Source organism: Comamonas sp. SY3, from assembly GCF_041730275.1.
Taxonomy (GTDB): Bacteria; Pseudomonadota; Gammaproteobacteria; order Burkholderiales; family Burkholderiaceae_C; genus Comamonas; species Comamonas sediminis.
In genome coordinates, this window is the sequence record NZ_JBGTYN010000009.1 from 140,268 (window position 1) to 163,990 (window position 23,723).

The following is a 23,723-nucleotide window of genomic DNA, read 5'->3' on the forward strand; positions in this document are numbered from 1 at the left end:
TTTCGAGACAATAGGGGCAGATTTCGAATGGCGCCTGCCGCCATCCAGTGAGCTATGAGCAAAAAAAACCATATCAGCGAAACGCCGGCCACCCAGTTTTTGAAGGCGCACAAGGTGGCGTTTACCGAGCATCCTTACGAGTATGTGGAGCATGGCGGCACGTCCGAGTCGGCCCGCCAGCTCGGGCTCGATGAGCATGTCGTCGTCAAGACCTTGGTGATGCAGAACCAGGATGCCAAGCCGCTGATCGTGCTGATGCATGGCGACTGCAAGGTGTCGACCAAGAGCCTGGCGCGTCAGATTGGCGCCAAGAGCATTGAGCCCTGCTCGCCCGAAGTGGCCAGCCGCCACAGCGGCTACCTGGTGGGCGGTACCTCGCCGTTCGGGCTGCGCAAGGCGATGCCGGTATACATTCAAGAGACGATTCTGGAGTTGCCGCGCATCGCCATCAACGGCGGGCGGCGTGGTTTTTTGGTGCAGATCGACCCCAAAGCATGCGTTGAAGTGCTCGGCGCCCAGCCGGTGCAATGCGCGCTGGCAGAATGACGCCTGCATTTCAGTGACATCAACCAGCTTGGCGCCCGCCACCGGCGCGCGCGAGCAAGGGGAGCAATTTGAGTACCGTTTATTCCATCCTGGCCACCATCCTGGCCTACCTCATCGGGTCGTTGTCGTTCGCGGTGATCGTCAGCCGCAGCATGGGTCTGAGTGACCCGCGCACCTATGGCAGCAAAAACCCGGGCGCCACCAATGTGCTGCGTTCGGGCAGCAAGGCGGCCGCCATCGTGACCTTGCTGCTGGATGCCGCCAAGGGTTGGCTGCCCGTCGCGCTGGTGGCCTGGTTTGGCAAACCCTATGGCCTGGAAGAGGGCACGATTGCGCTGGTGGGTATTGCGGCATTCCTGGGCCATCTCTGGCCGGTGTTCTTCAAGTTTGAAGGCGGCAAGGGCGTGGCAACGGCGCTGGGCGTGCTGCTGGGCTTTAGCGGCTGGCTGGGTTTGCTGACCTTGCTGGCCTGGGTGGCGGTGGCTGCCATCTGGCGTTATTCGTCGCTGTCGTCGCTGGTGGCGGCGGTGCTGGCGCCCGTGTTCTACATCCTCATCGGTGGTGAGCTCTGGGATTTTCATGCCGAGATCTTTGTCGCGATTCTGGCCATGTCGGCCTTGCTGGTCTACCGCCACAAGCTCAACATCCAGCGCCTGGTGGAAGGCAAGGAATCCAAGCTGGGCCAGAAGAAAACCAAGTGATGCAACGTGCTGCCCACGGGCAGACGGCAGAAGGGCTGAACACCATCGCGGGTTCAGCCCTTTTGTTTTGCCGAGGTTCAGCGCGGCGGCCGGGCGCTATTTGATCCGGTCCAAGGTCATCTGCGGGCCGGCGCGTTTCATCTCAAAGGCATTCAGAAAACTGTTGCCCAGCAGCACATAGGGCATGTTGGCGGAGGTCACCACGGCATCCACATTGCGCAGTTCCACATCGGAAATGCGCACGCTGCTCAGCTGCAGATACCAGCCGTTGCTGACGCCATTGGCAGTGCCCATGCGCACCGCACGGCCCTTGCGGTAGTCAATGCCCAGTTTGAGCGCTTCGCTCATCCCCAGGCTGACAGTCGTGGCGCCGGTATCAACCAGAAAACGCGTGGCCTTGCCATTGATCATGCCGGCCGTCATGAAATGGCCGCTGGCATCGGCCGCCAACACAATGCGGCCGGTGTTGCTGACGGGCAGCGCGGCATCGGCCACGCTGACCGGCGACTCGCCCATGCGCAGGCTGTGCGCCACGCCGGCGATGCGGACCTGCGCCTGCCCATCGTTGACGCTGAGGACCTGCACCTGCTGGTAGCTGCTGCCAGCGGCCACGGCCTTGGGCGCCCGGCCATCGATGACCAGCAAGGCCTTGTCGCCCAGAATGCCGGCGAGCGCCACCGAGCGGGGGCCTTCGGCCGCATCTTGGGCATGGGCTGCCCAGCCCGCGCTGCCACACAGGGCCCATGCCAGCAGCCAGCGGTGCAGGCGGGCGGGCGCGGGGCGGGCTGGGGAGAACAAAGGCTTCATAGGTGGCGAGGCAGCGGTATGGGTGTAGGCGCTCGGGAAGTGCCGAGTTCCATGGCGGCCACCGGCGGGCCGATCGCTTTACATCGTAAACGAAGCGGCCTGCGCCAGGACCCGGGATTTATTTTTTGACCCAAGGGCAAGCCCGTTGTTTTTTGGAAAAGTAACTGCCAGTTGAAGGTTAATGCATTGCTATTGATAATTGTTATCATTAGCATTCCTGACTCAAATTTACAAGCCGTTAACCAAGCGGAATTATTGTTTCAGGAGTTTTCAATGATCCAAGCCCTTCGCAGCGAGACGCTCGCGCGTACAAGAGGCGAGCGCGCCGGCCTGTCGGTCGCCGCGCTGTTGACGCTGGCAGCGATGCCGGCCATGGCGCAAGAGCACACGTTGCCAACGGTCCAGGTGTCGGCCGACCAGTTCGATCCCGACGATGTGCGCCCCGAAGGCGTGACCACGGCGACCAAGACCTATATGGCGCCCAAGGACATCCCGCAGACCATCGACACCTTGGAAGTCAACAAGTTCAAGAGCTACGGCATCAATGACCTGTCGGTCATGCTCGATGGCGTGCCCGGGGTCAATACCAGCTACGACATGCGTGGCGAGGGGGTGATGATCCGCGGCTTCAATGCCGACAGCGGCGACATCTACCGCGACGGCGTGCGCGAATCCGGCCAGGTGCGCCGCAGCACCGCCAATGTGGAGCGCATCGAGATTCTGAAAGGCCCCGCCTCGGTGCTGTACGGCCGTGGCGCTGGCGGCGGTGTGGTCAACATGGTCAGCAAGCAGGCGCGCTTTGATGGCGTCAGCAGCGTCACGCTGCGCGGTGGCTCCTGGGAGAACGTGGGCGGCACCATCGACATCAACCGGGTGATCAGCCCCAACGTGGTCATGCGCCTGACGGCCGACCGCGAGCAGGCGCACAGCTTTCGCAGCGGCATCCGCAACCGCAATGAGATGGTCTCGCCCAGCATCCTGGTCGATACGCGCACGGGCCTGCGCTGGACCGGCCAGTACACCTATGACAACGTCTGGCGCGTGCCGGACCGGGGCCCTGCCTACGACCAGATGCCGCCGGGCATGTCGCTGCGCCAGGGCTTTGCCCAGCCAGGTGACTTTGTCGAAGACCGCCTGCGCGTGCTGCGCTCGGACCTGTCCTATGAGTTCAACAAGGCCTGGAGCGTGCGCTGGGTGGCCAGCAAGCGTGAAGCCAGCCAGGACTTTGACCACTACTTTGCCGGCACCTACTGCAACCCCCAGGGCCTGACCCCTGCCGGCGCCAAGTGCGCCAACCCCGGCCTGCTGCGCCAAAGCTATGCCTGGCAGCAAACCGAGAACCGCACCACCACCCACACCGTCGATGTGACCGGCAAGCTGGACCTGGCCGGCATGCGCCATGAGCTGCTGCTGGGCGTGGAGCACAGCGAGGAAGAGCGCGCGCCGCGCCTCTTCAGCACCGCCAACAGCAATGGCTATATCGACCCGAACAACCCGGTGTTCGATGCCGTGCGCCCGCCCCAAGGCACGCCATCGCAGCACAACCTGCACAAAGGCACGGCCCGCGCGCTGTATGTGCAGGATCTGATCAGCCTGAGCGACCAGTGGAAGCTGCTGCTGGGTGCACGCTATGACAACTTTGACTTCAACAGCCGCAACCAGCTGACCGATGCCAGCCGCAGTACCGATGGCCACTCGGTGAGCCCCCGCGCCGGCCTGGTCTGGCAGCCGGTGCGTGAGCACAGCCTGTATGCGTCCTGGAGCCGCAGCTTCTCACCCTATGGCGGGCGCGGCATCTTGTCGGTCGATACCGGCGCCGGCGCAGTGCTGGACGACGAGCCCCAGCATTCGCAGCAGTTCGAGATGGGTGTGAAGAGCGATTGGCTCGATGGCGCGCTGTCCACACAGCTGGCCGTCTACCAGCTGGAGCACTACAACATCCGCTACCGTCCTGATCCGGACAACGACCCCTTCACCTGGGCGGTGCGTGGCAAGGAGCGCTCGCGCGGTATCGAGTTCAGCGCGGCCGGACGTGTCGCACCATTCTGGTATGTGCGTGGCGGCGTCGGCATCATGGCGGCCAAGGTCACCGAGAACAAGGCCAACCCGGCGCTGGAAGGCAACTACCTGGCCAACACCGCGCGCCGCAACGGCAATGTCTTTCTGCGCTATGCGCCCGCAGGCAACTGGTATGCCGAGCTGGGTGTGACCCACACCAGCGCCCGCTACACCAATGACGCCAACACCAGCCGCGTGCCGGGCTACACCCGATGGGATGGCCTGGTAGGCTGGCGCGCCGCGCCATGGACCGTCACCCTGGCGGTGTCCAACCTGACCAACAAGGAATACTGGCGCAGCAGCAGCATGCCCGGCACGCCGCGTGGTGCTCTGCTGAGCGCGAATTACCAGTTCTAAAAGGGTAGGCGCCATAAAAACAGGCCGCGCTGCAAACCATGCAGCGCGGCCTGTTGGTATTTGACCGATGGCGGATCAGTCGCGGAAGTTGTTGAACGACAGCGGCACGTCGGTCACGTCTTTCTTCAGCAGCGCCATCGCCGCTTGCAGATCGTCGCGCTTGGCGCCGGTGATGCGCACGGCATCGCCCTGGATGGCAGCCTGCACCTTCATCTTGCTGTCCTTGATGAGCTTCTGAATCTTCTTGGCCAGCTCCTGCTCGATGCCGTTGCGCACCTTGATCACTTGCTTGACCTTGTCGCCGCCGACCTTTTGCACATCGCCCTTGTCCAGAAAGCGCACATCCACATTGCGCTTGGTCAGCTTGTTGCGCAGGATGTCTTCGACCTGCACGAGCTGGAAGTCGGCATCGCCGTACATGATGATCTCTTTGTCCTTGAGCTCGATCCCTGCCGACGTTCCCTTGAAGTCGAAACGGGTGCCAATTTCCTTGGCGGAATTCTCAACAGCGTTCTTCACCTCGACGAAGTCGGCTTCGCAAACCGTGTCAAACGATGGCATAAATACTCTCCTTGCAGGCCAGGCTGAGCGCCTGAGTGGGTCGCGACAAGTGCGACAATCTACCGATGTTAGTCGAGAAAAATGCCCCGCTGCAGCAATACAACACCTTTGGCATCATGGCGCGGGCCATGAACCTGGTGCGCGTGCAGGCCCCGCAGGATATCCGTGATTTTCTGGCGCAGCCCCCGTTGGGCGCCAGCCGCCAGGTGGTGGTGCTGGGGGGCGGCAGCAATATCGTCATCACCGGCGATGTCGAGCCCACCGTCTTCAAGATGGAAATCATGGGCAAGCGCCTGGTCGAAGAGACCGACAAGCACTACATCATCGAGGTCGGTGCCGGTGAAGTCTGGCACGAGGTGGTCGCCTGGAGCCTGGCCCAGGGCTACCCCGGGCTGGAGAACCTGGCGCTGATCCCCGGCACCGCAGGTGCGGCGCCGGTGCAGAACATTGGCGCCTATGGCGTGGAGCTGCAAGACCGCTTTGACTCGCTCGATGCGATCGACCTGAGCAATGGAGAACACTTCAGCCTGCAGGCGGCGCAGTGCGCGTTTGGCTACCGGGATTCGGTGTTCAAGCATGCGCCGGCCGAAACCATGCCGCTGACGATGATCGCCCGCGCCACCGGCGTCGCCGAGCCCCGGGGCATGGGGCTGGCGGGCCGCGCGGTGATCACCCACGTACGCCTGCGCCTGGCCAAGGATTGGAAGCCCGAGCTGGGCTACCTGGACCTGGCCCGCAAGCAGGCCGAAAAAGGCATTGCGCAGCCCACCGCCCAGGATATTTTTGACTGGGTAGTGGAGATACGCCGCGCCAAGCTGCCCGATCCGGCGCAGATCGGCAATGCCGGCAGCTTTTTCAAGAACCCCCAGGTAACGGCCGACCAGTGCGAGGACATCATCGCGCGCGAGCCCAAAATCGTGCACTACCCGATGCTCGATGGCAGCATCAAGCTGGCTGCGGGCTGGATGATCGATGCCTGCGGCTGGCGCGGCAAAAGCATTGGCAAGGCCGGTGTCTATGACCGCCAGGCGCTGGTACTCGTCAACCTGGGCGCAGGGGAGGGCAGCGTTACCGGCGGTGAGGTGGTCACCTTGGCGCGCGCGATCCAGACCAGCGTCTATGAGCGCTTTGGTATCCAGCTGGAGCCGGAACCGGTCGTCTGGTAGGCGCTAACGCCCCTTTGCACCCCCTGGTGGGCGCAGATCAGCGCTGGGCAGGCGGTATCCAGCGCGCCAGTGCAGCGGCCGCACCCCAGGCCAGCAGGCCAATGCAGGCAATGCCGCTGGCCAGCGACAGGCTGCCGGCCAGAAACGACAGCAGCGCTGGCCCGAGCGATGAGCCCAGATCGGCCGCCAGGCGCCATATCCCCAGAAAATGCGCCCGGGCATGGCGTGGTGCGTGATCGGCGCCCAAGGTCATGATCAGGCCTGAGCCAATGCCGTTGCCAAAGCCCAGCGCCATCGCGGCCAGCAGCAAGGTCGTCACGGTGCCGGTCAGCGGCATCAGCAGCATGGCGGTGCCCATCACCAGCATCGATGGCACGGCCACCCAGCGCCGGCCTTTCAGGTCCATCAGCCTGCCGGCGGGGTAGAAGACCAGCATGTCGATGGCGCCAGCCAGCCCGTACACCAGCGATGCGGCTGCAGGCGCCAGCGCCAGATGGTCGGCCCACAGCGGAATGACCACCTGGCGCGAGGCGCGCACGGCGCTGACCAGCAGCACACCCATGCCCAAGGTGAGAAAGAGCTTGTGGTGATCGCGCAGAATGCCGGCGATGGACGGCGCCTCGGCGGGCAGCGGCTGGCCCGGCAGCGCGCTGGGGGCCGCCAGATCGGGTACACGCAGCCCAATGGCTGCGGCGCAGAGCACGCCCACAATACCCACCGCAAAGGCGGCATGCAGCCCCCAGGCATGCATGGCCCAGGCACCAATGAAGGGGCCGATGAACATGCCGATGCGCATTACGCCGCCCAGGGTGGACAGCGCACGGGCGCGGAACGACACCGGCACCGCCTCGGTCAGATAGCTTTGCCGCGCCAGGTTGTAGACCGCCTGCGACATGCCCACCATCAGGCAGCCCAGCGCAAACAGCCAGAGCTGCTGGGTGGCCAGGCACAGGGCCATGCCCAGCGCGCTCCACAGGCCTGCGGCCACAATCGGCCAGCGCTCCCCCCAGCGGGCTGTGATCAGCGAGGCCGGGATATTGCTGAGCAACGAGCCAATGCTGACCAGCCCCACCACCAGCGCTGCGATGGGAACCGAGGCGCCCAGATCGCGCGCCATCAGCACGATGACCGGCAGCACCGCTCCTTCGCCAATGCCAAACAGCAGCGAGGGGCCAAAGGCGGCCACCGCAATGCGGCGCAGCGAAAACTCTGCGCCGCTGTCTGCGACCGGATCGGTTGGGGGCGGCGGGGAGTTGGGCGTGCCCATGTTGGGGTGATGGGGTATCGGATCTGCGCTGAAGGGCCGGGAGTGATGGGTACTGCTGAAAACCTCCTCAAGGTTCTCGGCAGCACCGGGCGCTATTTTGCGCCTGCCCGGCGCTCGGATGGCGCAGGTCCTGTCGCGGGCAGAACTTGGCCTGCGCGGTTTACTTCAGGCTGCCCGAGAGGAAGCGCGCCAGGCGCTCACTCTTGGGGTTGGCCAGCACCTCGCGCGGCGGGCCTTGTTCTTCGATCAGGCCCTGGTGCAGGAAGATCACGTGGTTGGAGACCTCGCGGGCAAAGCCCATTTCATGGGTGACGACCAGCATGGTGCGGCCTTCCTGGGCCAGCAGCTGCATGACCCGCAGCACTTCACCGACCAGCTCGGGGTCGAGGGCAGAGGTGGGCTCGTCAAACAGCATCACCTCGGGCTCCACCGCCAGCGCGCGGGCAATGGCCACGCGCTGCTGCTGGCCGCCGCTCATGTGGTTGGGGTAGCTGTCTTCCTTGTTCTCCAGGCCCACGAGCTGGAGATACTTGCGGGCACGGGCCACGGCCTCTTCCTTGCTGATGCCCAGCACATGCACCGGCACTTCGATGATGTTCTGCAGCACGGTCATGTGGGCCCAGAGGTTGAAGTGCTGGAACACCATGGCCAGCTTGCTGCGCAGGCGCTGGAGCTGCTTGGGGTCGACGGCGTCCAGCGCGCCATTGCGGCCGGTGCGCAATTGCAGCGCTTCGCCGGCGACGATGATCTGGCCCTGCTGCGGTTGCTCCAGCAGGTTGATGCAGCGCAAAAAGGTGCTCTTGCCCGAGCCGGAGCTGCCGATGATGCTGATCACGTCGCCAGCACAGGCATTGAGCGAGACGCCCTTGAGCACCTGGTTGCTGCCATAGCTCTTGTGGATGTCCAGCGCCTGCAGTTTGTAGTTGGATGCGTTCATATCTCGATGCTCGAATGTCTTAGGCCTTGCGCGGAGCCAGGTAGCCCAGGAAGCGGCGCTCCGCCACGCGGAAGATGCCAATCAGGATGAAGGTGATGCACAGGTAGATCACCGCTGCGGCGATATAGGCTTCAAACGGCAGGTAGTAATCCGAATACACCCGGCTGGCGGCGCCGGTCAGGTCCACCAGCGACGGCACGGTCGAGGCCAGGCTGGTCGAGTGCAGCATCATCACCACCTCGTTGCTGTAGGCGGGCAGCGTGCGGCGGATGGCGCTGGGCAGCACGATGCGGCGCATCAGCTGCCAGCGGCCCATGCCCATCGCCCGGGCCGCTTCCACTTCGCCCTTGTAGGTTTCGCGGATCGAGCCGGCCAGCATCTCGGCCGTGTAGGCGGCCGTGTTCAAGGTGAAGGCCAGGAAGGCGCAGAAGAACGGCTCCTTGAAATAGGTCCAGGGCCAGACCGCATCCCAGCGTGCCTGCACCCATTCGAGCTGCGAGAAGCCGTAGTAGATCAGGTAGACCTGGATCAGCAGCGGCGTGCCGCGCATGAAGTAGGTAAAGGCGCCCACGGTCTTGCGCAGCAGCCAGGAACGGCTGACCAGGGCGAGCGCGCCCAACAAGGCCAGCACCGCGCCAATCGCCAGGCTGGAGAGCAGCAGCTTGAGGGTGGTGACCAGGCCCTCGCCGTACAGCGCAAGGGTGTCCGGCTGAAAAATGACTTCCCAGTTCATAGCTGCACCTTTTCGGTTCCCAGGCTGTAGCGCGCATTGAGGCGGCCCAGCGCCCACAGCGATACCGAGGTGTAGATCAGGTACAGCGCAGCGGTGAACAGGAAGAAGATGAAGGGCTCGCGCGCAGCGGCGCTGGCCTGCTTGGCCAGGTAGGTCATGTCTTGCAGGCCGATCAGGCTGACCAGCGCGGTGGCCTTGATCAGCACCAGCCAGTTGTTGGTAAAGCCGGGCAGTGCGTAGCGCACCATCTGCGGCAAGGTGATGCGGAAGAAGGTCTTGACCGGGCTCATGCCGAAGGCCCAGGCCGCCTCCATCTGGCCCTTGGGGATGGCCAGGATCGCGCCCCGGAAGGTTTCCGTCATGTAGGCGCCGTAGATGAAGCCGATCGTGAACGCGCCGGCGACAAAGGGGTTGAGGTCGACGGAGCTTTCGCTGCCCATCTTCTCGAGCAAGGTATTGAGGCCGATGGCGCCGCCGTAGAAGATCAGCAGCATCATCACCAGCTCGGGGATGCCGCGCACGATGGAGGTGTAGAACGTGGCCAGCACCACCAGCGGGCGCCGCCCTGAGAGCTTGGCACTGGCGCCCAGCAGCCCCAGCACGGTGGCGATGGCCGCCGACGCCAGCGAGACCGCCACGGTGAGCAGCGAGCCCATCAGGATCGATTGAAAGTAATCACTCATAGTTTCTGGCCTTAGGCAACGGTATTGCGGAGTGCAATAGCGCTGGTGAATGGCCTGGTGGTTGCCTCTGAAGGCGCTTGCAAAAGGGGCAGGGCACCATGGAATTGCGGCGCGTTCCAGTATGAAGACTCTGGAGCACCGCGCCGCTTGGTGTTAGCCCTGATCCAGAGCCTGACCGCACCGGGAGTGCAGCAAGGCTCTGCACGGATCAGTTGCCGTAGGGGTCGAAATCGAAGTACTTCTTCGCAATCGTGGCATAGGTGCCATTGCTGCGGATGGTCTTGATCGCCTCGTTGATCTGCTTTTTCAGATCGCCCTGGTTCTTGCGCATCGCGATGCCGATGCCGTCGCCGTAGTACTTGGTCTCGTACTGGTCCGGGCCCTTGTAGCCGTAGTCGGCGCCTTCGGGCTTGCGCAGGAAGCCGCCATTGACCTCGACCTTGTCGGCCACGGTGCCATCCAAGCGGCCGGACTTGATGTCCAGATAAACCTGGTCCTGTGCTTCATAAGGCACGATGGTCGCACCTGCAGGCTTGAGCTCACCGTTGGCCCACTTTTCCTGGGTGGAGCCCTTGAGCACGCCGATCTTCAGACCCTTGGCCGATGCCGGGCCCTTGTATTCGGCGCTTTTCTTCAGCACCACCGCGCTGGGGGTCTTGTAGTAGCGGTCGCTGAAATCCACGACGCGGCGGCGCTCGTCGGTCATCGACATGGAGCTGACGATCACGTCATATTTCTTGGCTTGCAGGCCGGGAATCATGCTGTCCCAGACCTGTTCGACAAATACGCATTTGCGCTTGATCTGCTCGCACACCGCCTTGGCGATGTCGACGTCGAAGCCGGTGACGTCGCCTTGGGGCGTCTTGAAGGTGAACGGTTCGTAGGTCGGGTCGACAGCTACTTTCAGGTCTGCAGCAAATGCGGGGGCTGCGATAGCGGCCACTGCCAGTGCGATCAAGGTTTTACGCATAGTGAATCCTCGGATCCTAATGTTGATGAGGTGGCTAGCATGCTAGTGCTTTTGCAGCCCTTCGTCGGAGTCTCCATCAGCGTGTGGCGACCCGGCGACAGCCCTGCGCCGTGCTTTTGGCCGAAGCGGCGAGCTTGTGCGCATTATCACCAGCCTAATTGCCCATTAAGCGTAAAAATCGACGTTGAAGCGTCAATTTTTACGCCCTATCCAGGGAAACACTGATAAGTAACTGTTGTGATGGTCGTTCTGATCGTCTATTTTGTCGAAACGTCTGCGCTTACTTCTTCCAGTAACCGGGGCGGATCAGCAGGCTGTGCACCCGGTAGGGGGCCTTTTCCTCGATGCCGATGTCCATCGGCACATACGCCTTGTCGCATTGCAGCAGGTAACTGGTGATGTAGGGGGTGGGGCTGGTCATCTGCGCGGCCACCTTGCAGCTGCCCACACTCTGGTGCACGTCATTGAACACCTGCTTCATCTGATCGCCATTGACCTGCTTGTTGAAGTCATCGGTAAAGGTTTTGGCATCGGGCAGCGCGGCCTTGCCTTCAAAGGCCGCCAACAGCGCCTGGAAACGCTGGGCCAGGGCCTTCTCTGCTGCCGGGTTGGGCGCAGGGGCCTGCGGTGCAGCCTCGCTGCTGGGTGCGGCCGAAGGCGCAGGTGCGCTGGACGCCTCGGGCGTGCTTTGGGCTTGGGCCGCAAAAGCGGCGCAGGCCAGGGCGGTGGACAGCAGGGCGTGGCGGGACATACGGTGCATGCGGGTTTCCTTGGTGTGGTTGTGCATCGGGCCATCCTAGGCGCTACAGGCGCGCTAGTGGTAACACTTGGTATTCAGATGCGGCATAGCGGATGAGGGGCTGATGGCGTTTCGGAACGCCATCGTGCAGCCCGGAATCGGCCAGCGCAGTCCGGACTGCGCGGCCCATTCCTGTGAAGGCACCACTGTGCAGCGCAGCCAGGGCCTACGCCGCCATCCAATGCCGTAACAGCGTTTGAGAATTGGCCTACATACAACCTGAATGCAAAACCCTGTGCGGTGCCTGTGCCAACGCGCCATTGCCGCGCGCTGCCGCGTTGCCGGCGCTGCGCGCTTTCATCTTGGTGACCCGGTTTTCGCACCATTGCGGCTAAGGTGTCGCGCAGTGATAGGCAACCCCGAAGGACATCGAGATGAATGGCGCACACAGTCTGGTCAAGACCTTGCTGGCGGCAGGTGTGGACACCTGCTTTGCAAATCCTGGCACCAGCGAGATGCACTTTGTAGCAGCTTTGGACCAGATACCCGGCATGCGCTGCGTGCTGGGACTGCAGGAAAACGTGGTCACCGGCATGGCCGATGGCTATTACCGCATCGCGCGCAAGCCCGCTTGCACGTTGCTGCACTGCGGCCCGGGCCTGGCCAATGGCTTGGCCAACCTGCACAACGCCCGGCGCGCGCGCAGTGGCATCGTCAATATCGTCGGCGACCAGGCCACCTACCACCGGCCTTTTGATGCGCCGCTGACGGCCGACACCGATGGCCTGGCCCGCGCGGTATCGGGCTGGGTGCATACCAGCACCCACAGTGCGGACCTGGGTCAGGACGCGGCGATGGCGGTGCGTGCCGCCTCGACTTTCCCCGGCCAGATCGCCAGCCTGATTCTGCCGGCCAATGTCTCGTGGGACGAGGGCGGTGTGGTGGCGCAGCCGCTGCCGGTGCCCACGCCGCCAGCGGTGGATGGCCATGCGATTGATAACGTGGCCAAGGTGCTGCGCCAGGCCGGCGGCGAGGCCTTGATTTTGCTGTCGGGCGCGGCGGTGTTTGCGCCGGCCCAGGCGCTGGTGTGGCGACTGGCGCAGGCCAGCGGCGCGGCCGTGCTGGCCGAGTACGGCGCATCGCACCTGCAGCGTGGCCGGGGCCGCATGGCGCTGGAGCGCGTGCCCTATGGCATGGAGGCCGCGATCAAGACCCTGGCCCGGTTTGAGCACATCATCCTGGTGGGCGCCAAGCCGCCCGTGGGCTTTTTTGCCTACCCCGGCCTGCCGTCCACCCAGTACCCGGACAGCGCGCAGCTGCATGTGTTGACGCGCCCCGAGCAGGAGCCGCTGACCGCACTGCAGGCCCTGATCGATGCGCTGCAGGCGCCGCAGGCTGCCATACCCGATGCGGGCCCACGGCCCGAAGCGGCCACCGGCGCGCCCACGCCCGAGGGCCTGGCCCGCACCGTGGCGGCACTGATGCCCGAGGGCGCTATCGTCTCGGACGAGAGCATCTCGTACGGCCGGGGCTTTTACCCGCACACCCATGCCGCGCCAGCGCATGACTGGCTGCACCTGGCGGGCGGCGCGATTGGGGATGGCATGCCGGTCGCGACGGGCGCCGCCATTGGCGCGGGCAAACAGCGCCGGGTGATCAATCTGCAGGCCGATGGCTCGGCGATGTATTCGCTGCAATCGCTGTGGACGCAGGCGCGCGAGCAGCTGCCCGTCACCACCATCGTGCTGAACAACAGCCGCTACAACATCCTGATTGGCGAATACAAGGGCGTGGGCGCCACGCCGGGCGCCACCGCGATGCAGATGCTGGACCTGGGCAACCCATCGATCGGCTGGGTGAAACTGGCCGAAGGCATGGGCGTGGAAGCGGCGCGGGCTACCAGCATGGAAGAGTGCGCCAGGCTGATGCAGGCCAGCTTTGCCCAACCTGGCCCCTTTTTGATTGAACTGATAATTTAATAAATTCTGAAAGTTCTACTTTGGAACTCACCTATACTGCTGCCTGACCATGCTCCAACGCCTGCGCAGCCGCCCTCGCTTTTCCGCCGTGATCACGGCGGTTTTTGCGTTGCTGCTGCTGGTGGCATCGGTAGCAGGTGTGCAGGTGCGCGTGCTGGCACAGCCGGTGGCCGCGGCGCTGGCGGCCGATGTCTGCAGCGTCAATGCACCGGCGCTGGATCTGGCACTGGCCCATGCCGATCACCAGACCTCCGATGATCTTCTGCCCGATAGCGGCATAAACCATGCCGACCACAGCGCGCACAGTGCCCATGGCGCCGATTGCGTGCTTTGCATCGCCATGGCGCTGCCGCAGGCCTTTGCCGCCGATGTGCACCGGCCAGCGGCCCCTGCCTTCCACCACCAGTGGCAGGCCCAGACAGCGCACAGCCTCCATGCGCCGGGCGCGCCACTGCCCGCGCGCGGCCCCCCAGCCGTCCTCGTCTAAGTGTTGATGCCGCAGTGATGCTGCCGCTGCCACCTCTGCACTTTGCGTGCGGAGGGCCGTCCTGCAGCCTCTGCGGCCCATGGGCCTCGTCGTCCTGCTTGTGATGCCTGCTTTGGCCGCCTTGGCTGCGGCCGGCTGGGCCTGGGCATGGCTGCGAGCGCCCGCACCCCCCATTGATGCAAGCCGCTGCGCCTGCAGCGCTTGCTGCGAGAGACATTGATGACTTCCTACTTTTTTGAGGCAGCGCCCAATCTGCGCCTGCCTGCCCCACCGCGCGCGCGCTTGCCGCGACCGCAGACGGCGCTATCCGTACTGATGCTGGCCAGCAGTGCTGCCTGGGCGCAGACGCCAGAGGCGGCCGATGCCCCGGTGCTTGCTGCGGCCAGCGCGTCTGAGATCAGCCTGCAGGAGACCGTGGTGACAGCGGTGCACGAGCACTCCCCGCTGCAGGTGGTGGCCGATCCCAAGCAGCCGCGCCAACCGGTGCCGGCCAGTGATGCAGCCGACTACCTCAAAAGCATTCCGGGCTTTTCGGCGATCCGCAGTGGGGGCTCCAACAGCGACCCGGTGTTCCGGGGCCAGTTTGGCTCGCGCCTGCCGATCCTGACCAATGGGCAGACCTTGCTGGGCGCATGCCCGGCGCGCATGGATTCGCCCAGCTCCTATATATCGCCCGAGACCTACGATGTGCTGACGGTGGTCAAGGGCCCGCAGACGGTGATCTGGGGGCCGGGTGCATCGGCCGGAGTGGTGCGCTTTGACCGCGAAAGGCCGGCGTTGGACAGCGGACAGGTGCGCCTGTCTGCCAGCCTGCAAGGCGGCACGGCCGCGCGCAGCGACCAGAACATCGACCTGCTGGCCGGCAATGCCGAGTACTACGTTCGCCTCACCGCCAACCATTCGCAAAGCAAGGACTACCGCGACGGCGATGGCCAGCGCGTGCCTTCGCACTGGGACAAATGGAACACCGATGTGGCAATTGGCTGGACGCCCGATGCCAACACCTGGCTGGAGCTGAGTGCGGGACAGGGCGATGGCGAGGCGCGCTATGGCGGCCGGGGCATGGATGGCACCCAGTTCAAGCGCGAAAGCTATGGCCTGCGGCTGGAGAAAAAGAACCTGAGCGAGCGATTGACCAAGCTGGAAGCGCAGCTGTACTACCACCGCGCCGACCATGTGATGGACAACTTCAGCCTGCGGCCCTTTGTGCCGGAGGGAGGCATGTCGATGCCGATGGCGGCCAATGTGCGGCGCACCACCACCGGTATGCGGGTGGCAACGACATGGCAACTGGGGCCGCACACCGAAGCGGTGCTGGGCGTCGATGCGATGGGCAGCCCGCACGACAGCCGGTCGGGCACGCAGATGCAGTCCTACCGCAACAAGCCTTGGGCGCGGGATGCCAAGTTCAGCAACCAGGGTCTGTTTGCGCAGGCCACGCAGCACCTGGGCAGCGAGGACAAACTGGTGGCCGGCCTGCGGCTGGACCGGGCACAGGCCTGGCGCTACCCCAGCGACAGTGGCATGGGCGGCATGGATGGTATGGGCGATATGGGTTCGATGGGAGGCATGCAGGCCATGGCCGGCATGGATGGCCGTATGCCCGCCACGGCCAGCAACCACCGCGAACGCAGCGCCATGCCCAGTGGCTTTTTGCGCTGGGAGCGCGCCCGCGCCGATGGCAGCACGCTCTATGCCGGTATTGGCCATGTGCAGCGCTTTCCGGATTACTGGGAGCTGATATCGCCCGGCAACAGCGCCGCTGACCAAGGTGATGCCTTCAACCGCCTGCGGCCGGAGAAAACCACGCAGATCGATGTGGGCGCAAGCTGGAAGGGCGCGGACTGGCAGCTCTGGACCTCCGCCTATGTCGGCCAGGTGCAGGACTATCTGCTGTTTGACTATGTGGGCATGGCCTCCAACGTGCGCAATGTGCAGGCGCGCACCGCTGGTGCCGAGCTGGGTGGCAGCTACCAGCTGACTCCCGGCTTGACCGCCCAAGCCACGATGGCCTACAGCTGGGCCCGCAACCGCAGCGATGGCAAGCCGCTGCCACAGGTGCCACCGCTGGAGGCCAAGCTGGGCCTGGACTACCGGCAAGGCCCCTGGAGCGCTGGCGCGCTGTGGCGCCTGGTTGCCGCGCAGCACCGTTATGCCAGCGGCCAGGGCAATGTCGTCGGTCAGGATCTGGGGCCTAGTGCCGGTTTCGGGGTGCTGTCGCTCCATGCGGGCTACAAGCTCAGCGAGCAGCTGCGCCTGACTGCCGGTATCGACAATGTCTTTGGCAAGACCTATGCCGAGCACCTGAACCTGGCTGGCAATGCTTTGGCTTCCCCGGCGGGGTGCGCATCAACGAGCCGGGGCGTATCTTGTGGCTGCGGGGCGACTTCAAGTTCTGAAGCAGGCTAGCGCCGCTGCCAGCTAGGTGCTGGCGGCGGCGCGCGGCTTTGTACCAGTTACAGCGGTACGCGCAAGAAAAGCACAATCACGACGCCCAGCGCCAGGTTCAGCGCGACGAGCTGGCGAATCTGGCCCAGCGCCTTGCCGCCTGCCGGCCAGTCCTTGGCGCTGACGGCCTGGTCCAGCCGCTTGAACAGCGCAAACCGGATATGGCCAAACACGGCCATCATCGCCAGGCCCAGCACGGCCATCACCATCCAGGAGACGGGCATGCTGAACTTGGCACCGGCCTGCGCGGCCATCTTATGAACCAGGCCCATCATGCCGATGCCTGACAGCAGCACGGCCGCGATGATGACCAGCACCACCGCAAAAAAGCGTTGGAGCACATCGCGCATCAGCACCAGGCGCTGGGGTGGCTCCAACTGTTGCAGGGCAGGGCGCAGAAAGAAATGCGCAAAGGCCATGCCGCCCAGCCAGACGATGATGGACAGCAGGTGCACGGTTTTGAGAATGATGTAGAGCATCGGGGGCGGCATATTGTGGTGTGGGGATGCGCTATGGTACGCGCCAAGCCGCCCGGGCTGGGGAAGCGGGCCAGCTTTAAAAAACACCCATGCTGATGCCTGCGGCCATGGCTTCGCCCAGGTCGCGGCAGCGCTGCAGATCGTCTGCACCAATCTGCTTGGCCGCTGCAATGGCCTCGGGCGTTTGGGCATGGGTGCACACCACCAGCGGCTCCGCGATGGGCTTGAGCCGCCAGCCTGTGGCGATGCGGGCGATCTGCCTTGCCGCGTTGCTGCCATCGCTACCAGCGCAAATCAAGCATGCATAGGGGCGGCCCTGGATGCGGTCGAGCGCCGGGTAGTAGCAGCGGTCAAAAAAGTCCTTCATCAGCCCGCTCATCGCGGCCAGGTTCTCGGGGCAGGCAAACAGGTAGCCGCTGGCGGCCAACACATCATCAGGCCCGGCATCGGGTGCGCAGAGCAGGCGCACTTCCACTCCTGCCTGGCTGGCAGCGGCGGCGCGGGCGGCTTCGGCCATCTGGCGGCTGCCGTCGGTGTGGCTGTGGTAGACGATCAGGAGTTGGGCGCTGTCCATGGCCGCAAGCATAGTGGCAAAGGCAGCTGTCATGTGCAGGACGCGGGGCCGCCCCATCGGCTGCGCTGCATGCTAGATTGGCTGATCACCAGCCTGTCCTGGGCGCAAGGCATACCACCATGAACGCACTGTTTGAACGCATCTCCACCAGCTTCCATGCCCAAGGGCTGATGCAGACCCTGGGCGCGAGCCTGCTGTCCGTGCAGCCGGGGGAGGTGCAGATTGCGCTGCCCTACCAAAAGGCGCTGTCGCAGCAGCATGGTTTTTTGCATGCCGGCGCCGTCAGCAGCGTGGTGGACAGCGCGGCGGGCTATGCAGCGCTGACGGTGGCGGCCGAGGGCTATGAGGTGGTCACGGCCGAGTTCAAGATCAACCTGATGCGCCCGGCGATTGGCGAGCGCTTTGTCGCCATCGGCAAGGTTGTCAATGCCGGCAAGCTGCTGACGGTGTGCAGCGGCGAGGTGCTGGCCTATGGCGCAGATGCTGCAGTAGCGCCCAAGGTGGTGGCGCTGCTGCAGGCGACGATTGTCAATGTGAAGTACTGAGGCGGCTTACCAGCCAGCCACGTTGGAGCGGCTTGCTGGTGCGGCCTCAGGCTGCGCTCAATCCTGCCACTGGAACAGCGGCGGCTGCTTGCCGACAAAGCGGGCAATGGCCTCTTGGTGAAAGGCGCTTTCGCGGCACAGCGTCTGGGCCAGTGCTTCTTGCTGGTAGATCTCGTCGCGCTGGGTCTCAAACGCGCGGTTCATCACGCGTTTGGTGTAGCCCATGGCCTCGGTCGGTGCGCTGGCAAAGCGCTCGGCAAAGGCCAGCGCGTCGGCCAGCACGTCTTCGCTGCCGATCTTGTAGACCATGCCCATCTGCTGGGCCTCGGGGGCGGCAACAACGCGGGCGGTAAAGGCCAGCTCCTTGGCTGCCTGCAGGCCCACCAGGCGCGGCAGCAAGTACATGCCGGCCAGGTCAGGCACAAAGCCGATCTTGGCAAACACACAGCAGAACTTGGCAGAGGGCGCCGCCAGCACAAAATCACCCGCCAGCGCCAGCGACAGGCCGGCGCCAAAGGCGCTGCCTTGCACGGCGGTGATGACGGGCTTTTCCATGTCCAGCAACTCATCAAACCAGCGGTGCAGGCCCAGCATGCGGTTGCGGCTGTCAAACACATCCTGCTTGCCGGCGACAGTGGCCTGCATGCTCTTGATGTCGCCACCGGCGCAGAAATGGCCACCGGCACCCGTCAGCACCACCGCCTTGATGGCGCGGTCATCGCGCACCTGCGGGATGAGGCGGGTGAAATCTTCGCGCATCTGCTCGTCGAGCGCGTTGCGGGCCTGGGGGCGGTTCATCGTCAGCACGGCGGTGGTGCCATGCATGCTCAGGGTCAGGGCGGTCATATCAGTCGGTTTTCAAAATAAAGCGGTAAGGCGGGCCAGCGGCGGGAGCGGGGGTTATTCGGCACGGATGCCCAGTTTCTGGGCCACCGGTATCCAGCGTTCGCGCTCCGAGGCCACGAACTGCCCCCATTCTGCGGTGCTGCCCGCCATCGGCTGCGCACCTATGCGACGCAGGCGCTCCTGCACCTCAGGCTTGGCGAGGGACTGGTGGATGGCGCGGGCCATGCGCGCCACCGCGTCGGCCGGTGTGCCGCTGCGGGCCACCACGCCAAACCAGGCGCTGGCCTCGGTGTCGCCAAAACCCAGCTCGGCCAGCGTGGGCACCTGGGGCAGCGCTGCAAAACGCTGCTTGTCCAGCAGCGCCAGCGGCACGATGCGCCCGCCCATCGCCTGCTGCATGCACGAGGGCAGCGCGTCGAACATGATGTCCACATTGCCGCCCATCATGCTGGTGATGGCCGGCGCGCTGCCGGAGAACGGCACATGGGTGACCTGGAAACCCATGCGCTCGCTGGCGTATTCGCCCGCCAGATGGGTGATGTTGCCGCTGCCGGCCGACCCCATGCTGAGCGTCTTGCCCTGGCGCTGTGCCTGCTGGGCCAGTGCGATCAGCGCGCGCAGATCGCTGGCGCCCAGGTCCTTGCGGGTGACCAGCAGCAAAGGCGCCTTGCCCAGGCCTGCGACGGGCACAAAATCCTTGACCGGGTCGTAGCTCATCTTGGTGTAGATGGCGCTGTTGATGACCAGCGGCGCATTGGAGCCGACAAAGAAGGTCAGCCCATCGGCGGGTGCGCGCAGTGCGGTCTCGGCGGCAATCATGCCAGCGGCGCCGGCCTTGTTCTCGATGACGATGGGTTGCCCGCTGCTCTGGCCCACATCCTGGGCGACGATGCGCGTGATCTGGTCGGCTGCACCGCCTGCGGGGTAGGGCACGACCCAGCGCAAGGGGGCATCGGCCCCGCGCGCCAGCCAGGGGCTGGCCAGGCTGGCGGCCGCGCCCCATTGCACAAGACGGTGGTGGAACTGGCGTCGGGATACGGGCATCAACTGTCTCCTAGGCAGCATCTAGTTATGGGCATGTGGGGGGGCTGCCTGCCCCAGCATCCATGCAGGCTAGGGCCGTTTTTGGGCAGCGTCCAATACCAAATTGCACTCAGCTGATATGCAGTCGCATGTGGCCTTTACCCGTATGCTGGCCCGTGAGGCGCACAGCGCTGACTGCATCGAGACCTACCGGAACCAGGAGCCCTTTCCATGACTGCATTTTTGAACTACGAACAGCAAGGCCATGTCGTCACCCTGACGATGTGCCAGCCCGAGCGCCGCAACCCGCTGACCGGCAACACGGCGGTGGCCGAGATCCTGGCCGCCTGCGAGCGGATTGCGGCCGACAGCAGCGTGCGCGCGGTCATTCTGACGGGCGAGGGCCCCGCGTTCTCGTCGGGCGGCGACATCAAGACCATGCAGCAGCAGTCCTTTGGCGATGTCGATGGCATGCGCATCCGCGATGACTACCGCCGTGGCATCCAGCGCCTGCCGCTGGCGCTGTTCAACTTGGAAGTACCCACCATCGCCGCCATCAATGGCGCGGCCGTCGGTGCGGGCCTGGACCTGGCGTGCATGTGCGATCTGCGTGTGGCCTCGGACAAGGCCAGGTTTGCCGAGAGCTTTGTGAAGATGGGCATCATCCCCGGCGACGGCGGTGCCTGGCTGCTGCCCCGGGTGATTGGCATGGCGCGCGCGGCCGAGCTGTCGCTGACGGGCCGCATGATCGACGCTGCCACCGCGTTGCAGTGGGGTCTGGTGTCGCAGGTGGTGCCGCCCGAGGAACTGCTGAGCGCCGCCAACGCACTGGCCAGCGAGATTGCCGCGAATCCGCCCCAGGTCACCCGCATGACCAAGAAGCTGATGCGCGAAGGCATGCACCAGAGCCTGGCTTCCTTGCTGGAACTGTCGGCTGCCTACCAGGCGCTGGCGCACCAGACGGCCGACCACCGTGAAGCCGTGAGCGCCTTCCTCGACAAGCGTACGCCGGAGTTCAAGGGCTAACGCGTCGTTCTCCCGCTAGCCGAAGGCTTGTTGGATCTGCCGGGCCAGCTGCAAGGCCTGCGCCTCGCTGGTGATATTGGCAAAGCCCATCAGCAGGCCTTGGCGGGGCGCGGCATCGATATACCAGCGCGACAGCGGATGCGTGGCCAGCCCTTGCGCGCGGGCGCGCTGGGCCACCAGGCTGTCGTTGTCGCTGTCCCCAATCTGCCCGAGCAAGTGCAGACCGCCGGGCTGCAGGTCAATGCGCAGGCGATCGCCCAGCACCTGCTGGAAACTGCGCTGTGCGATGGCGCGGCGCTCGGCATACAGCAGCCGCATCTTCTTGAGGTGGCGCGCAAAGTGTCCCTGGGCCATGAAATCGGCCACGCTGGCCTGCAGCAGATAGGGACAGCCGGCATTGAGGTTGGAGCTGACGGCCTGGAAGCGCGGCACCACCTCCAGCGGCACCACCGCGTAGGCCAGGCGCAGGCCCGGAAACATCACCTTGCTGAAGGTGCCGGCGTAGATCACGCGGTCCTGCCGGTCCAGGCTTTTGAGGGCGGGCAGGGGCCGGCCCTGGTAGCGGAACTCGCTGTCGTAGTCGTCTTCGATGATCCAGCTGCCAGCCTCCCGCGCCCAGTCCAGCAGCGCCATGCGCCGCTCCAGCGACAGGGTCACGCCCAGCGGGCTTTGGTGCGATGGCGTCACCATCGCAAACCGGGCATAGGGGCTCCGCTGCCGGCCAACTTCCACCTGCATGCCCTGGGCATCGACCGGCACCGGCACGATCTGCACCGAGGCATTTTGTAAAAACGGACGGGCCAGGATATAGCCCGGGTCCTCAAACCAGAACGCATCGCCGGGGCTGGCGAGGCTGCGCAGGCTCAGCTCCAAGGTATTGCGCAGGCCGGTGGTGACAAATACCTGCTCGGGCACGCAGGTGACGCCACGCGAGACCGCCAGGTAGGCCGCAATGCGCTGGCGCAGCTCCTCATCGCCTTGCGGGTTGGGGTAGGCCAGGCGGTAGGGCTCGCTGCTGCGCAGGCGGTGGGTGACCAGCCGGTTCCAGACATTGCGCGGAAAGGCATCGATCGCCGGCAGCCCCAGCTGCAGCGGCCGGGGCTGCAGGCCATCGTAGTCGACGATGTGGGTGGCCGGTGGCTGGGCGATGGCTTGCGGCGCCATTGCAGACGCGGCGGGGGGCAGGCCCGGTGATATGACCGTGCCCGCCGCCCCGCGTACCTGGAAATAGCCTTCATCGGCCAGGATGCGGTAGGCCAGATCGACGGTGCCGCGCGACAGGTTCAGCTCGGCCGCCAACGCCCGCGACGCCGGCACCCGGTCGCCCGCGCGCAGATGGCCTTGCGCAATGGCGCTCTTGAAGCGCTGGCAGATCTGCAGGTACATGGGCAGCTGCAGGCTGCGGTCGACCTGCAGTTGCAGGGCTTGCACGGAGGGGGTGGGGTCGGGCATCCAGGTATTCCTATCTTGGCCTAGTCATTTTTGCATTTCTTGGCTCTTTTGGCTTGGCCAAGACCATCGCATACTGGCTGCCAGCAACGGAATTCACCGACGCAACCCTGGATGGAGATAGATATGCAAACCCGACTCGACTTCTACACCGCTGACCCCGCCATCATGAAAGCGCTGCTGGGCGTGGAAAACCAGATTGCCAAAGGCAGCCTGGACATTCTGCTCAAGGAACTGGTGCGCCTGCGCGCCTCGCAGATCAATGGCTGTGCCTTCTGCCTGGACATGCATGTGACCGATGCGATGAAGGCCGGTGAATCCAGCCGCCGTCTGGCCACTGTCGCCGCCTGGCGTGAGACCCCGTTCTTCAGCGACCGTGAGCGTGCTGCGCTGGCGTGGACCGAGGCACTGACCCTTGTCGCGCACGACCATGTGCCCGATGCTGTCTGGGAAGCTGTGCGCCCCCACTTCACGGATGCCGAGCTGATGGAGCTGACCGCTGTGATCACCTCGATCAACAGCTGGAACCGCTTTGCGATCGCCTTCCGCAAGATGCCCGTTTAACAGGCAAGCCCCCGGTGTGGCGCAACGCGGCTTATGAAAGTCCTGGTGCTGGGCGGCTGCAACCCGCTGGGCAAGCGCGTGGTCGGCAATCTGCGGCAGCTGGGTTACCCGGTGCTCGCCGATGCGGGCCCCCAACTGCCGGCTGCGCTGCATGGTGCCGAGGTGCTGATCGATGTGCGCGAGCCGCCTGTGGTGGATACGGCCGATGCGCTGGAGGGCTGGGCGCGCGCATGCCGGCAGCTGAATGCCGCCATCGCTGCTGCAGCGGTTGCGCACCATATTGCGCTGTCGGCCTTGGGTGTACAGCGATTGCAAGGCAGCGGCTACTACCAGGCGATCGCGTTGCGGGAACAGCTGGCCCTGGCAGGCAACACCCCCTGTACCGTGCTGCGTGCAGCACCCTTGTACGACAGCCTGGCGCAGCTGGCGCACGACAGCGTGGCCGATACGGTGCTGGCGATACCGGTGGCCCAGGTGCAGCCGCTGGCGGCAGAGGATTTGGCGATGCTGGTGGCCGATGCCGCGCTGGCGCAGCCCTTGGCGGGCTGCATGGACGTGGCCGGCCCGCAGAAGATGGCGATGGCCGAGTGGGTGCAGCAATACCTGCGCTTGCAAGGCGATCCTCGCATGGTGCTGGGCGATGCCACTGTGCGTTACCAGGGTGCGCTGCTGGACGATGGCTGCCTGGTTCCGGTGGGGCCCGCACGCCTGGGCCGAACCACGCTCGCCGCCTGGGTGTGCAAATCCCGGGCGATGTGATGCCGTAGAACTGTGCGGA

At 64.8% G+C, this 23,723-nt stretch carries 23 protein-coding genes and 1 pseudogene; 11 read left to right on the forward strand and 13 right to left on the reverse strand.

Annotation, left to right across the window (positions count from 1 at the left end):
* Window positions 1–54: 54 nt before the first annotated feature.
* Both ybaK and plsY read left to right on the forward strand, forming a co-directional pair.
* Window positions 55–546, forward strand: a complete 492-nt coding sequence (gene ybaK, locus ACCQ08_RS13885) for a Cys-tRNA(Pro) deacylase (protein WP_312451203.1) — start codon at window positions 55–57, stop codon at window positions 544–546.
* A gap of 68 nt (window positions 547–614) precedes the next feature.
* Window positions 615–1,247 carry a glycerol-3-phosphate 1-O-acyltransferase PlsY gene (gene plsY / locus ACCQ08_RS13890; protein ID WP_312530002.1) on the forward strand — a complete coding sequence of 211 codons (633 nt, stop codon included), beginning with the start codon at window positions 615–617 and terminating at the stop codon, window positions 1,245–1,247.
* 96 nt (window positions 1,248–1,343) lie between these two features.
* On the opposite strand, the gene ACCQ08_RS13895 is transcribed toward plsY, so the two are convergent.
* Window positions 1,344–2,054 carry a TIGR02281 family clan AA aspartic protease gene (locus tag ACCQ08_RS13895; RefSeq protein ID WP_312530000.1) on the reverse strand — a complete coding sequence of 237 codons (711 nt, stop codon included), beginning with the start codon at window positions 2,052–2,054 and terminating at the stop codon, window positions 1,344–1,346.
* 273 nt (window positions 2,055–2,327) lie between these two features.
* On the opposite strand from ACCQ08_RS13895, the gene ACCQ08_RS13900 reads away from it, so the two are divergent.
* On the forward strand, window positions 2,328–4,469 hold the full coding sequence (locus ACCQ08_RS13900; protein ID WP_373450144.1) for a TonB-dependent receptor: 2,142 nt from the start codon (window positions 2,328–2,330) through the stop codon (window positions 4,467–4,469).
* Between the two features lie 75 nt (window positions 4,470–4,544).
* On the opposite strand, the gene ACCQ08_RS13905 is transcribed toward ACCQ08_RS13900, so the two are convergent.
* Window positions 4,545–5,030 (reverse strand): YajQ family cyclic di-GMP-binding protein, encoded by a 486-nt coding sequence (locus tag ACCQ08_RS13905; RefSeq protein WP_021026760.1) that lies wholly within the window; start codon window positions 5,028–5,030, stop codon window positions 4,545–4,547.
* A 65-nt stretch (window positions 5,031–5,095) separates the two neighbouring features.
* On the opposite strand from ACCQ08_RS13905, the gene murB reads away from it, so the two are divergent.
* Window positions 5,096–6,196 carry a UDP-N-acetylmuramate dehydrogenase gene (murB, locus tag ACCQ08_RS13910; RefSeq protein WP_133857172.1) on the forward strand — a complete coding sequence of 367 codons (1,101 nt, stop codon included), beginning with the start codon at window positions 5,096–5,098 and terminating at the stop codon, window positions 6,194–6,196.
* A 37-nt stretch (window positions 6,197–6,233) separates the two neighbouring features.
* Here murB and ACCQ08_RS13915 read toward each other — a convergent pair whose 3' ends face one another.
* From ACCQ08_RS13915 to ACCQ08_RS13940, 6 genes are all read right to left on the reverse strand, one after another.
* Complete coding sequence (locus ACCQ08_RS13915) at window positions 6,234–7,463, reverse strand: MFS transporter (protein ID WP_373450145.1); 1,230 nt, start codon at window positions 7,461–7,463, stop codon at window positions 6,234–6,236.
* A gap of 160 nt (window positions 7,464–7,623) precedes the next feature.
* Window positions 7,624–8,400, reverse strand: coding sequence for an ABC transporter ATP-binding protein (locus ACCQ08_RS13920; protein ID WP_373450146.1), 777 nt, complete (start codon window positions 8,398–8,400; stop codon window positions 7,624–7,626).
* 19 nt (window positions 8,401–8,419) lie between these two features.
* A complete protein-coding gene (locus tag ACCQ08_RS13925) occupies window positions 8,420–9,133 on the reverse strand; it encodes an ABC transporter permease (protein ID WP_239812284.1) in 714 nt (237 codons plus the stop codon).
* Window positions 9,130–9,816, reverse strand: a complete 687-nt coding sequence (locus tag ACCQ08_RS13930) for an ABC transporter permease (protein ID WP_239812283.1) — start codon at window positions 9,814–9,816, stop codon at window positions 9,130–9,132. The genes ACCQ08_RS13925 and ACCQ08_RS13930 overlap by 4 nt, the downstream gene beginning before the upstream one ends.
* Before the next feature lie 208 nt (window positions 9,817–10,024).
* Window positions 10,025–10,786, reverse strand: coding sequence for a transporter substrate-binding domain-containing protein (locus ACCQ08_RS13935; protein ID WP_312409284.1), 762 nt, complete (start codon window positions 10,784–10,786; stop codon window positions 10,025–10,027).
* 280 nt (window positions 10,787–11,066) lie between these two features.
* On the reverse strand, window positions 11,067–11,573 hold the full coding sequence (locus tag ACCQ08_RS13940; RefSeq protein WP_312835001.1) for a hypothetical protein: 507 nt from the start codon (window positions 11,571–11,573) through the stop codon (window positions 11,067–11,069).
* A gap of 386 nt (window positions 11,574–11,959) precedes the next feature.
* On the opposite strand from ACCQ08_RS13940, the gene ACCQ08_RS13945 reads away from it, so the two are divergent.
* From ACCQ08_RS13945 to ACCQ08_RS13955, 3 genes and pseudogenes are all read left to right on the forward strand, one after another.
* Window positions 11,960–13,504, forward strand: a complete 1,545-nt coding sequence (locus ACCQ08_RS13945) for an acetolactate synthase large subunit (RefSeq protein WP_373450147.1) — start codon at window positions 11,960–11,962, stop codon at window positions 13,502–13,504.
* Window positions 13,505–13,553: 49 nt separating this feature from the next.
* The gene (locus ACCQ08_RS13950) at window positions 13,554–13,991 is read left to right on the forward strand and encodes a hypothetical protein (RefSeq protein ID WP_373450148.1); all 438 of its coding nucleotides are present in this window, start codon (window positions 13,554–13,556) and stop codon (window positions 13,989–13,991) included.
* Window positions 13,992–14,210: 219 nt separating this feature from the next.
* Window positions 14,211–16,390: pseudogene (locus ACCQ08_RS13955) on the forward strand (TonB-dependent copper receptor).
* Window positions 16,391–16,447: 57 nt separating this feature from the next.
* Here ACCQ08_RS13955 and ACCQ08_RS13960 read toward each other — a convergent pair.
* Both ACCQ08_RS13960 and ACCQ08_RS13965 read right to left on the reverse strand, forming a co-directional pair.
* Window positions 16,448–16,918, reverse strand: a complete 471-nt coding sequence (locus tag ACCQ08_RS13960) for a CopD family protein (RefSeq protein WP_373450149.1) — start codon at window positions 16,916–16,918, stop codon at window positions 16,448–16,450.
* A gap of 76 nt (window positions 16,919–16,994) precedes the next feature.
* Window positions 16,995–17,492 (reverse strand): flavodoxin family protein, encoded by a 498-nt coding sequence (locus ACCQ08_RS13965; RefSeq protein WP_373450150.1) that lies wholly within the window; start codon window positions 17,490–17,492, stop codon window positions 16,995–16,997.
* Window positions 17,493–17,611: 119 nt separating this feature from the next.
* Between ACCQ08_RS13965 and ACCQ08_RS13970 the strand changes: the two genes are divergently transcribed.
* Complete coding sequence (locus ACCQ08_RS13970; RefSeq protein ID WP_373450151.1) at window positions 17,612–18,037, forward strand: PaaI family thioesterase; 426 nt, start codon at window positions 17,612–17,614, stop codon at window positions 18,035–18,037.
* Window positions 18,038–18,094: 57 nt separating this feature from the next.
* Here ACCQ08_RS13970 and ACCQ08_RS13975 read toward each other — a convergent pair whose 3' ends face one another.
* The gene (locus tag ACCQ08_RS13975; RefSeq protein ID WP_312409276.1) at window positions 18,095–18,883 is read right to left on the reverse strand and encodes an enoyl-CoA hydratase/isomerase family protein; all 789 of its coding nucleotides are present in this window, start codon (window positions 18,881–18,883) and stop codon (window positions 18,095–18,097) included.
* Between the two features lie 54 nt (window positions 18,884–18,937).
* Window positions 18,938–19,927 carry a Bug family tripartite tricarboxylate transporter substrate binding protein gene (locus ACCQ08_RS13980; RefSeq protein WP_373450152.1) on the reverse strand — a complete coding sequence of 330 codons (990 nt, stop codon included), beginning with the start codon at window positions 19,925–19,927 and terminating at the stop codon, window positions 18,938–18,940.
* A gap of 210 nt (window positions 19,928–20,137) precedes the next feature.
* On the opposite strand from ACCQ08_RS13980, the gene ACCQ08_RS13985 reads away from it, so the two are divergent.
* Window positions 20,138–20,932 carry a crotonase/enoyl-CoA hydratase family protein gene (locus ACCQ08_RS13985; protein WP_373450153.1) on the forward strand — a complete coding sequence of 265 codons (795 nt, stop codon included), beginning with the start codon at window positions 20,138–20,140 and terminating at the stop codon, window positions 20,930–20,932.
* Between the two features lie 15 nt (window positions 20,933–20,947).
* Here the strand turns inward: ACCQ08_RS13985 and ACCQ08_RS13990 are convergent, their stop codons facing one another.
* Window positions 20,948–22,384 carry a PLP-dependent aminotransferase family protein gene (locus ACCQ08_RS13990; RefSeq protein WP_373450154.1) on the reverse strand — a complete coding sequence of 479 codons (1,437 nt, stop codon included), beginning with the start codon at window positions 22,382–22,384 and terminating at the stop codon, window positions 20,948–20,950.
* A gap of 123 nt (window positions 22,385–22,507) precedes the next feature.
* On the opposite strand from ACCQ08_RS13990, the gene ACCQ08_RS13995 reads away from it, so the two are divergent.
* Together ACCQ08_RS13995 and ACCQ08_RS14000 are read left to right on the forward strand one after the other, a co-directional pair.
* The gene (locus ACCQ08_RS13995; RefSeq protein WP_373450155.1) at window positions 22,508–22,945 is read left to right on the forward strand and encodes a carboxymuconolactone decarboxylase family protein; all 438 of its coding nucleotides are present in this window, start codon (window positions 22,508–22,510) and stop codon (window positions 22,943–22,945) included.
* A 33-nt stretch (window positions 22,946–22,978) separates the two neighbouring features.
* Window positions 22,979–23,704 (forward strand): NmrA family transcriptional regulator, encoded by a 726-nt coding sequence (locus ACCQ08_RS14000; protein ID WP_373450156.1) that lies wholly within the window; start codon window positions 22,979–22,981, stop codon window positions 23,702–23,704.
* The last annotated feature ends 19 nt before the right edge of the window (window positions 23,705–23,723 follow it).